Genomic DNA, 7,259 nt, shown 5'->3' on the forward strand with positions numbered 1-7,259 from the left:
CAGCCCCTTAAATCCACAACTTCTTGAAGTCACGCCCGCCGCAGGTCAGGTTGACCATGCAACGCGTCACCAGAATCGCGGTAAACATCGAGGTGATGATGCCCAGCGACAGTGTCACAGCGAAGCCCTTAACAGGCCCGGTGCCCATAGCGAAGAGGATGCCGCCGACCAACAAGGTGGTCAGGTTGGCGTCGATAATCGCCGAATACGCCCGGTCAAAACCCTCGTGAATAGCGCGCTGAATCGACATGCCATTGGCAATCTCCTCGCGGATTCGCGAGAAGATCAGCACGTTAGCGTCCACCGCCATACCCATGGTCAGCACAATACCCGCAATGCCCGGCAGGGTTAGCGTGGCACTGAGCAGCGACATCAGCGCCAACAGCAGCACCATGTTCAAACCCAAGGCAATAGTCGCCAGCACACCGAAGAAACGGTAAATGGCAATGATAAACAGCGACACGAACAACATGGCCCACATCGAGGCCGTCACACCTTTGGTGATGTTATCCGCACCTAGGCTCGGGCCAATGGTGCGTTCTTCAGCAAAGTACATCGGCGCCGCCAGACCACCGGCACGCAACAGCAGCGCCAGCTCTGAGGATTCACCCTGACCATCCAAACCGGTAATACGGAATTGGCTGCCCAGCGGCGATTGGATAGTCGCCAGGCTAATGATCTTCTTCTCTTCAACGAAGGTTTGCAGTTCAACTTCTTTTTCGACGCCATCCACCACCTGACGCACGTGACGCGTCACCGGCTTCTGCTCGATAAAGATTACCGCCATGCTGCGCCCGACGTTGTTGCGGGTCGCGCGGTTCATCAGGTCACCGCCACGGCCATCCAGACGAATATTGACCTGCGGACTGCCGTTTTCATCGAAGCTGGCCTGGGCGTCAGTCACCTGATCACCCGTAATGATCAGCTCACGCTCCAACTGCGCAGGCGGTCGGCCTTCTTCGCGAAACTCAAAGCTTTCAGTAGCAGCCTTGGCCGCATCCGGCTCAGCCGCAAGACGGAACTCAAGGCTGGCGGTTTTACCCAAAATACGCTTGGCTTCGGCGGTGTCTTGCACGCCCGGCAGCTCAACCACAATACGGTTAGCCCCTTGGCGCTGCACCAGTGGCTCGGCCACACCCAGCTCATTCACCCGATTACGCACAGTGGTCAAGTTCTGTTTAATCGAGTATTCGCGAATCTCAGTCACCTTGGCATCAGTCAAAGCAAGGCGCAGCACCTGCTGCTCACCACGCTTAACGGACGTCAGGTCAAAATCGGTAAATTCTTTGCTGATGAGTTGCTGCGCTTTTTCCAAAGTGGCTTCATCGGCAAAGCCGAGCTGAATTGCACCATTGAGCTCCGGCAGGCTGCGATAACGCACACGCTCCTTACGCAGCAGGCTTTTGACCTCGCCCTCGTAGACTTTACGGCGCGCATCCAGAGCCTTGTCCATGTCCACTTCCATCAAGAAGTGCACACCACCTGACAGGTCCAGGCCCAGCTTCATCGGGCTACCGCCCAAGTTGCGCAGCCACTCTGGCGTGGTTTGCGCCAAGTTCAGGGCCACCACAAACTCATCACTGAGGGCCCTACGCACCAAATCTTTGGCAGGCAATTGATCTTCAGCATTATTCAAACGCAACAAACCAGCACGCCCTTGATTAGCCAGGCTGGTGGCTTTGACGCTGATACCGGCTGCTTCCAGGGCGCGACTGGCGCGATCCAGGTCAGCCTGCTCGACGCGCATCGCGGAGCTGTTGCCACTGATCTGGATCGCCGGATCGTCCGGGTACAGATTGGGCAGGGAATAGAGAAAGCCGATAGCTAGAACAGCCAGAATCAGCAGGTACTTCCAGAGGGGAAACTTGTTGAGCATGACGCCGCCCGTTATGACGCGGGGCGCATTAAGCGCCCCGTCGAATGGTAAAGGTGTATGGCTTAGATCGCTTTGAGCGTGCCTTTAGGCAGCGAAGCAGCGATCGCTACTTTCTGAATTTTCAGCTCAACAGTGTCGGACACTTCAATCACTACGAAGTCATCAGAAACCTTCGAAACCTTGCCAGCGATGCCGCCGCTGGTGACCACTTCATCACCTTTCTGCAGGCCGCTGATCAGGCCTTTGTGCTCTTTTGCACGCTTGGCTTGTGGACGCCAGATCATCAGATAAAAGATGACCAGGAAGCCGACCAGAAATACCCACTCAAAACCACTACCTGCAGGACCGGCAGCCGGTGCAGCACCTTCAGCGAAGGCAGCGGGGATAAAAAAGCTCATGTAACACTCCTGTAACAAGGGTCTTTAAGGGTTGGGAATCAATCCAGAGGCGGCGTTGGCAGCCCGCGCTTGGCGTAGAAGGCATCGACAAAGGCGGCCAATGTACCCTGTTGAATAGCCTCACGCAAACCAGCCATAAGCACCTGATAGTGCCGCAAGTTGTGGATTGTATTGAGCATGCTACCGAGCATTTCGCCACATTTATCCAGATGATGCAGATAGGCGCGGGAGAAATGTTTGCAGGTGTAACAATCGCAGCTCGGATCGAGCGGCGAGTCGTCATGTTTGTGCACCGCATTGCGGATTTTTAGCACGCCCGTGTCGACAAACAGATGACCGTTACGCGCATTCCGGGTCGGCATCACGCAATCGAACATGTCCACGCCGCGACGCACACCTTCAACCAGATCTTCCGGCTTACCCACACCCATCAAGTAACGCGGCTTATCAGCCGGTAACTGCGCGGGCAGGTAATTAAGCACCTTGATCATTTCTTCCTTGGGTTCGCCGACTGACAGGCCGCCGATGGCATAACCATCGAAACCGATCTGTTCCAGCCCATCCAAAGAAACCTTGCGCAGCTCTTCATGCATGCCGCCTTGCACAATGCCGAACAAGGCAGCGCTGTTGTCGCCATGGGCTTCTTTGGAGCGCTTGGCCCAACGCAGCGACAGTTCCATCGAGCGCTTGGCCACATCAAACTCGGCTGGATACGGCGTGCACTCATCAAAGATCATGACGATGTCTGAGCCCAGATCGCGCTGCACCTGCATCGACTCTTCCGGCCCCATAAACACCTTGGCACCATCGACCGGCGAGGCGAAGTACACGCCCTCCTCCTTGATCTTGCGCATCGCGCCCAGGCTGAACACCTGAAAACCGCCGGAGTCGGTGAGGATCGGCCCCTGCCACTGCATAAAATCATGCAGGTCGCCGTGCTTCTTGATCACCTCAGTGCCGGGACGCAACCACAGATGGAAGGTGTTACCGAGAATGATCTGCGCGCCAATCGCCTCGATATCACGCGGCAACATGCCCTTTACCGTGCCGTAGGTGCCCACCGGCATAAACGCCGGGGTCTCGACCACGCCACGGGGGAAGATCAGACGGCCACGGCGCGCCTTGCCCTCTGTTGCCAACAGCTCAAACGACATGCGGCACGTGCGCGTCATACAAGTTCCTCAGGCCCGCGCGGTGCGGGATTACGCGTAATAAACATGGCATCGCCATAGCTGAAAAAACGGTATTGCTCATCAACAGCCGCCTGATAGGCCGCCATGGTTTCCGGGTAACCGGCAAATGCCGACACCAGCATGAGCAGGGTTGATTCCGGCAAATGGAAGTTCGTCACCAACCCATCCACCACATGCAGAGGACGCCCAGGGAAGATAAAGATGTCGGTATCACCACTGAAGGCCTTGAGCTCGCCATCACGCGCAGCGCTCTCCAGCGAACGCACGCTGGTGGTGCCCACCGCAATCACCCGACCGCCACGCGCGCGACACGCCGCCACGGCGTCAACAACGTCCTGAGTGACTTCCAGCCACTCGGTGTGCATGTGATGGTCTTCAATGCGTTCAACACGAACGGGTTGAAAGGTGCCCGCCCCCACGTGCAACGTCACAAACGCACGCTCGACGCCTTTCTCAGCAATCGCATCCAGCAGCGCCTGATCAAAGTGCAAGCCAGCCGTAGGCGCAGCAACAGCACCCGCGCGCTCGGCATACACCGTTTGGTAGCGCTCACGGTCAGACTGCTCATCCTCACGGTCAATGTAGGGCGGCAACGGCATATGCCCCACGCGCTCCAGCAGCGGCAAAACCTCTTCGTTAAACAGCAACTCAAACAGCGCATCGTGACGCGCCACCATCGTTGCCTCACCACCACCTTCAATCAGGATGGCGGTGCCTGGCTTGGGTGACTTACTGGAACGCACATGCGCCAGCACGCGATGGCTGTCGAGCACGCGCTCAACCAGAATTTCCAGACGACCACCGGATGCTTTTTGCCCAAACAACCGCGCAGGAATCACACGCGTGTTGTTAAACACCATCAAATCGCCCGGATTAAGGTAATCCAGCACATCGGCAAATCGCTTATGAGCCAAAGCACCCGTTGGCCCATCCAGCACCAGCAAGCGACTGGCACGGCGCTCAGCCAATGGGTAGCGGGCAATCAGGGCGTCAGGCAGTTCAAAATGGAAGTCGGCAACACGCATGGTCTGAGAAGGTCGTTTGTCAGGGCGGCTGAGTTTAGCGGAAAACATGTATTTTGACCACGAAAGAGCATTGACCAACGCCAACACCATCCCTATACTGCGCCGCCATTGTGCCCCGGTGGCGGAACCGGTAGACGCGGCGGATTCAAAATCCGTTTTCGAAAGAAGTGGGAGTTCGAGTCTCCCCCGGGGCACCATATACACGAAGAAAGGCCTTGATTATCAAGGCCTTTTTTTATGCCTGGCGTAATCTTGGCGTAATGACTTTGAAGCACATATAGACGTGACTGCAAATCGCAGCCACAAAAAAGCCCCGGCACCGCAGGCCATGCCTACTGCGCCGGGGCTTTGTGTTTAAGGCTAGATCCGCCACACCTCTTTAGCCTTTTCAAACCCCACCCACTTACCATCCCGATCCAGCCCGCGCTCAGCCATCAGCTGCGCGGCAACCGCTTGGGTATCCACCTCCCCTTTCGCCATGGCGTTCAGCAGTTCGGTTGGCAGGGGCTGGAGGTGCTCGAGCAGGTTCATTGCCGTTTCCTTAATGGTTTCCGTTGGCACCAGTAACGCTCTGGTGCCGAGGCATAGCAAGTGAATCAGACGCCATCAAAGAGGCCGCCTAGGGCAGCCGGCACCCAGTTCATAATCACCAACTCGCCTGTGGTTTCAGCCACGCCCTGCCGCTGATTGGTGCAGCTGTAGCGGATATCGAGCTGCTCCATATGGAAGCCATCGAACGCACGGCGGATATCGGCGTGGTCGTTGATGCTGACCATCACCTTGCCTTTGCACCGCCGCATAAAGTCAGCCATGCGCTCGTAGTTTTCATAGGGGAAGTCAACGCCATAGCCCGCCGTCTGCCAGTACGGCGGGTCCATGTAGTGGAAGGTGTGGGCGCGGTCATAGCGCTCTGCGCATTCAAGCCACGGCAGGTTTTCCACATACACACCGGCCAAGCGCTGCCAGGCAGCGGACAGGTTCTCTTCGATGCGCATGATGTTTGGCGCTGGGCCAGTCGTGGCGGTACCGAACGTCTGCCCGCTGACCTTGCCGCCGAAGGCATGGTGCTGCAGGTAGAAGAACCGAGCAGCGCGCTGGATGTCGGTCAGGGTTTCCGGCCGGGTGATCTTCTGCCACTCGAACAGCTGCCGGCTGGAGAGCGCCCACTTGAACTGTCGCACGAACTCCTCGACGTGGTTCTGCACCACCCGGTACAGCGACACCAGGTCGCCATTGATATCGTTCAACACTTCCACGGGCGCGGGCTGGGGGCGCATGAAGAACAGCGCAGCACCGCCGGCAAACACTTCGACGTAGCATTCGTGGGGAGGGAATAGCGGGATAAGACGGTCGGCCAGGCGGCGCTTGCCACCCATCCAAGGGATGATAGGACTGGTCATAGAATGCAAACCTTTACTGTATAAATAAACAGGTGCTAGGCTCTCCCCCGCTTCGTGCACGGAGTGGGAGCCCTGGCTTGGCTTGCAGGAATGGCTGCGGGTCGAGTGGCCTGCCCGGGTGCTGTAACACCTGGGCGGGTCGCTCTTTTCTTACGGAGGGGTTACGGGGTTGCAGCGGTCTGGCCGGTCAGCGTCCGGACGTAGCCTTGCAGGTACTCGAGTTTCTTCTGATCGCGGATCATTCCGGCGCGGATATCCCAAACAGCTGATCCAGCTCGCTCACTGAGTTCGACACTGGCTCCATCGCCCAGGCCGCTGCTGCCTGTGGTTTGGGACACGACGAGATCTGCGGCGGCAATTCGGGCTGCGATGCGCAGCCGCTTACGCTCAGCATCAGCGCCAGAGTAAAGCCGTTGCAGCCGCTCATTTTCACCTTCTGCATCTGTCAGTTCCTTGTGTTTGGTTGAATCCAGCTCAGCCAGGTGCTGCTCCAGCTCCACGCGCGCATCCAGCTGATCGCTCACCTGGCGAGCCGCCGCCCGGGCTATCTCGCCCAGCGTGTCGCTGTGGGTTTTCTCAGCCACCGCCAGCTGCTCACCCATCCGCCAGCCGTTGCTGGACCAGCCCGCGGCGAAGACAGCCAGCAGCAATGCGCCCAGCAACCAGGTGCGCGGTGAGCCTGGGATCAGATCGATGATGTTCATTCGATTACCTCCCGTGCCCTGCCCCACAGTTCCATCCGATCCTTTTGGCCATTCAGACCGCCATTGATCTTTCGGGTGATCTGGCTGAACTTCCCCTGATCGGCCAGGGTGTTCAGTTCTTTGACCCACCAGAACCAACCAGCAGACTGTGCGGCCCACTCGGGCTGCTCAAGCAGCTGCGGCTCACGCAACAAGCGGTCATCGCCGAACAACGCGGCGCTGCACTTGAGGTAGTTGTGGCGGCCGGTGATCTGAATCAGCCCACGCCCGCGATACAACTGGCCATCGCCATCGGGCTCAGGCGTGTTGCCCAGGCGCGCGGCCAGTGGCCCGGTGTCGTACTTCGCCAGGTAAGCGTTGTTACCCAGCTCGCGCGTCCACTGCAGCTGGCCGGACTCATGCCCGACCTGCGCCAAGAACGCGGCCATGCGTTTGGGTGTGTTGATCTGCCAACGCTTGGCGGCGGCATTGATTGCAGGAACAAAAACGCCCGCTGATCGGCGGGCGTTGGGCATGATGTGCAGCAGCTGCTGCTCGGTGATCTGCATACGTTTCTCCAGGCAACAAAAAGCCCGCACATGGCGGGCGCACTCTGTAACTACTTTCGTTATCTCCACTCGCCACCGGTGAAGGCCCTCACGGGGCGCTCAACCCAAGCGCTGC

At 58.2% G+C, this 7,259-nt stretch carries 8 protein-coding genes and 1 tRNA gene; 1 reads left to right on the plus strand and 8 read right to left on the minus strand.

Annotated elements, in window-relative coordinates:
• Positions 1 to 7: 7 nt before the first annotated feature.
• The 4 genes from secD to queA form a co-directional block, all read right to left on the minus strand.
• The gene (gene secD, locus AUK77_RS12405; protein ID WP_296130182.1) at positions 8 to 1,876 is read right to left on the minus strand and encodes a protein translocase subunit SecD; all 1,869 of its coding nucleotides are present in this window, start codon (positions 1,874 to 1,876) and stop codon (positions 8 to 10) included.
• Positions 1,877 to 1,938: 62 nt separating this feature from the next.
• The gene (gene yajC, locus AUK77_RS12410) at positions 1,939 to 2,274 is read right to left on the minus strand and encodes a preprotein translocase subunit YajC (RefSeq protein WP_090248652.1); all 336 of its coding nucleotides are present in this window, start codon (positions 2,272 to 2,274) and stop codon (positions 1,939 to 1,941) included.
• 38 nt (positions 2,275 to 2,312) lie between these two features.
• Positions 2,313 to 3,428: a tRNA guanosine(34) transglycosylase Tgt gene (tgt, locus tag AUK77_RS12415; RefSeq protein ID WP_296130200.1), complete on the minus strand. Its 1,116-nt coding sequence runs from the start codon at positions 3,426 to 3,428 to the stop codon at positions 2,313 to 2,315.
• A gap of 14 nt (positions 3,429 to 3,442) precedes the next feature.
• Complete coding sequence (queA, locus tag AUK77_RS12420; protein ID WP_296130184.1) at positions 3,443 to 4,492, minus strand: tRNA preQ1(34) S-adenosylmethionine ribosyltransferase-isomerase QueA; 1,050 nt, start codon at positions 4,490 to 4,492, stop codon at positions 3,443 to 3,445.
• 112 nt (positions 4,493 to 4,604) lie between these two features.
• Between queA and AUK77_RS12425 the strand changes: the two genes are divergently transcribed.
• Positions 4,605 to 4,689 (plus strand) — tRNA-Leu (locus AUK77_RS12425).
• 163 nt (positions 4,690 to 4,852) lie between these two features.
• On the opposite strand, the gene AUK77_RS12430 is transcribed toward AUK77_RS12425, so the two are convergent.
• The 4 genes from AUK77_RS12430 to AUK77_RS12445 all read right to left on the minus strand — a co-directional run bounded on the left by AUK77_RS12430 (position 4,853) and on the right by AUK77_RS12445 (position 7,144).
• Positions 4,853 to 5,023, minus strand: coding sequence for a hypothetical protein (locus AUK77_RS12430; RefSeq protein ID WP_296130186.1), 171 nt, complete (start codon positions 5,021 to 5,023; stop codon positions 4,853 to 4,855).
• A 65-nt stretch (positions 5,024 to 5,088) separates the two neighbouring features.
• Complete coding sequence (locus tag AUK77_RS12435; protein ID WP_296130188.1) at positions 5,089 to 5,892, minus strand: DNA adenine methylase; 804 nt, start codon at positions 5,890 to 5,892, stop codon at positions 5,089 to 5,091.
• A 161-nt stretch (positions 5,893 to 6,053) separates the two neighbouring features.
• The gene (locus AUK77_RS12440) at positions 6,054 to 6,596 is read right to left on the minus strand and encodes a lysis system i-spanin subunit Rz (RefSeq protein ID WP_296130191.1); all 543 of its coding nucleotides are present in this window, start codon (positions 6,594 to 6,596) and stop codon (positions 6,054 to 6,056) included.
• Entirely contained in the window at positions 6,593 to 7,144 is a 552-nt protein-coding gene (locus tag AUK77_RS12445; protein WP_296130193.1) for a glycoside hydrolase family 19 protein, read from the minus strand. Before AUK77_RS12445 ends, AUK77_RS12440 begins: the two co-directional genes overlap by 4 nt.
• Positions 7,145 to 7,259 lie beyond the last annotated feature (115 nt).

This window comes from Pseudomonas sp. Ga0074129, assembly GCA_001465025.1.
Lineage (GTDB): Bacteria > Pseudomonadota > Gammaproteobacteria > Pseudomonadales > Pseudomonadaceae > Aquipseudomonas.

Bases quoted from the DNA above. Each gene is read 5' to 3' on its own strand.
- secD (WP_296130182.1), bottom strand. From the start codon at position 1,876: ATGCTCAACAAGTTTCCCCTCTGGAAGTACCTGCTGATTCTGGCTGTT.
- yajC (WP_090248652.1), bottom strand. From the start codon at position 2,274: ATGAGCTTTTTTATCCCCGCTGCCTTCGCTGAAGGTGCTGCACCGGCT.
- queA (WP_296130184.1), bottom strand. From the start codon at position 4,492: ATGCGTGTTGCCGACTTCCATTTTGAACTGCCTGACGCCCTGATTGCC.
- AUK77_RS12445 (WP_296130193.1), bottom strand. From the start codon at position 7,144: ATGCAGATCACCGAGCAGCAGCTGCTGCACATCATGCCCAACGCCCGC.
- AUK77_RS12435 (WP_296130188.1), bottom strand. From the start codon at position 5,892: ATGACCAGTCCTATCATCCCTTGGATGGGTGGCAAGCGCCGCCTGGCC.
- AUK77_RS12440 (WP_296130191.1), bottom strand. From the start codon at position 6,596: ATGAACATCATCGATCTGATCCCAGGCTCACCGCGCACCTGGTTGCTG.
- tgt (WP_296130200.1), bottom strand. From the start codon at position 3,428: ATGTCGTTTGAGCTGTTGGCAACAGAGGGCAAGGCGCGCCGTGGCCGT.
- AUK77_RS12430 (WP_296130186.1), bottom strand. From the start codon at position 5,023: ATGAACCTGCTCGAGCACCTCCAGCCCCTGCCAACCGAACTGCTGAAC.